This window comes from Streptomyces sp. SID14478 (genome assembly GCF_010548525.1).
GTDB lineage: Bacteria > Actinomycetota > Actinomycetes > Streptomycetales > Streptomycetaceae > Streptomyces.
This window is the reverse complement of the sequence record NZ_JAAGMG010000417.1, coordinates 1-731: the sequence shown is the minus strand read 5'-3', so window position 1 is coordinate 731 and position 731 is coordinate 1. Positions and strand designations below refer to the sequence as shown.

The 731-nt window shown below is 75.6% G+C and carries 1 protein-coding gene; it reads left to right on the top strand.

Annotated features, from left to right (window positions below):
* Positions 1-278: 278 nt before the first annotated feature.
* The coding region (locus tag G3I40_RS13540; protein WP_164302407.1) for a methyltransferase at positions 279-731 on the top strand (453 nt) is incomplete at its 3' end.

The following is a 731-nucleotide window of genomic DNA, read 5'->3' as shown; positions in this document are numbered from 1 at the left end:
GGCATCCGGGGCGCGGCCACCGCGCGCGACGCCGACGACCTGCTGCGCGACGCGGCGATGTTCCTGCGCCTGGTGGAGCGCCTGCTCGTCCTGCAGCCGGCGCTGCCGCAGCCGCGCCGTGAGGACGACGGGCGCACCGCCGACCGGGAGGTGCCCGACGCGGGGTGACCAGCGATTGCGGTGACGCACACGGATGGCATGGCCGCGCGTTCGCGCCCATTAGGGTGGAGGCGCCCGAACCTGTTCACGCCGAGGAGCCAGCTGCCGTGTCGGACCCGATGCGCCCTTCCGTCTCCGATCCCTCCCGCCCCCGCGCCTCGTTGCGTACCGCGGTGGTCTGGGAGGTCCTCAAGGACGCGCTCGACCGTCGCGCCAAAGCCGCGGGGCGCCCGGTGCTGGACGTCCTCGACACCGGGGGCGGCAGCGGCAACTTCGCGGTGCCCGTCGCCCGTCTCGGCCACCGCGTCACCGTCGTCGACCCCAGCCCGAACGCGCTGTTCGCGCTGGAGCGCCGTGCCGCCGAGGCCGGCGTGGCCGACCGGGTGCGCGGGGTCCAGGGCGACATCTCCGGACTGTTCGACGTCGTCGAGCACGACGGCTACGACGCCGTCCTGTGCCACGGCGTCCTGGAGTACGTGGAGGAGCCGAGCGAGGGCGTGCGCAACGCGGTGGGCGCGCTGCGCACCGGCGGGGTGCTGAGCCTGCTCGCCGCGGGCCTCGGCGGCGCCGTC